At 76.5% G+C, this 1,033-nt stretch carries 2 protein-coding genes; both read right to left on the bottom strand.

Annotated features, from left to right (window positions below):
- Positions 1–419, bottom strand: a 419-nt coding sequence (locus AC1DUQ_RS21950) for a hypothetical protein (protein ID WP_477074666.1), incomplete at its 3' end; no start/stop codon positions are given.
- Between the two features lie 96 nt (positions 420–515).
- Positions 516–1,033: SPL family radical SAM protein (locus tag AC1DUQ_RS21945; protein ID WP_477074665.1), on the bottom strand; the 518-nt coding region annotated here is incomplete at its 5' end.

Genomic DNA, 1,033 nt, shown 5'->3' with positions numbered 1-1,033 from the left:
GTGCCGCGGGTGCGCACGCCGTCGAGGAGAACGCGGGAGACGGGGTCGATCGCGGTGGCGACGAGCACGGCGGCGGCGGGAGCACGCGGCACCAGGGCGAGCGCGTGCCCGACGGCGGTCCGGGCACCGATCGTCAGGTCCGCCGTCAGCGGCCCCGCACGGAGGCGCCAGCGACGTCGACGCTCGTCCGCCGCGAGCGTCACCGGGACCACGTGCACGGCGTCGAAGTCGTAGGTCGACGCCACCAGCTCGGCCACGTCGTCACGCGGCGCGAGCAGGAGCCGGGTGCCGTCCGCGCGCTCGACCATGACGTCGGCGAACGGGCCGACGGGCGAGCCGAGCCAGCGGCCGACGACGATCCGCGTGCCCTCCTGCGTCCCCACGCCCGCGATGTGCCCGTCGAACACCCACCGGGTCATCGGAGCGACCACCGTGCGGGGGCCTGAGCTGCTGGTGCGCACATCCGGGCACCGTAGCTCCGGCCGGTCCTGGCCGCCTGCCGGACGAGCGAMCCGTCAGAACAGCACGGGCTGCGCCGCCGCCACGCTCGGCTCGAGCGCGGGAAGGTCCGCCGCAGCCAGGCTGCCCGTCGGGTACGAGCCCTCGCCCGGCGTCTCGCGGCGACCCGACCGGTGTCCCGCCCCGTCGGCGAAGCCGTGCCGCACCAGCAGGGGGCGCACACGCTCGTCGAGCCACCGCGCGTACTCCCGCGGTACGTACGCCCCGCGCCCGTAGAGCTCCTCGTAGCGGTGCACCAGGGCGGGCGCGTGCTCGCGCAGCCAGGCGAGGAAGAGCGGCTTGACCGGCCCCCGCAGGTGCAGTGGCAGGACCGTCACCCCGGTGGCGCCCGCGTCGGCGAGCTCCCGCAGCAGAGCGTCGAGGCGTCCCCGGTCGTCCGTGAGCCACGGCAGCACGGGCGCGACCATGACGCCGCACGGCAGCCCCGCGTCGCGGACCGCCCGGATGAGATCGAGGCGCGCCCGAGGCGTCGGCGTGCCGGGCTCCAGGGCCTGCTGAAGGGTCTCGTCGCCGA

Source organism: Cellulomonas sp. P4_B5_2 (assembly GCF_056402235.1).
The sequence above is the reverse complement of the archived record's forward strand: the minus strand, read 5'-3'. Positions and strand labels throughout refer to the sequence as shown.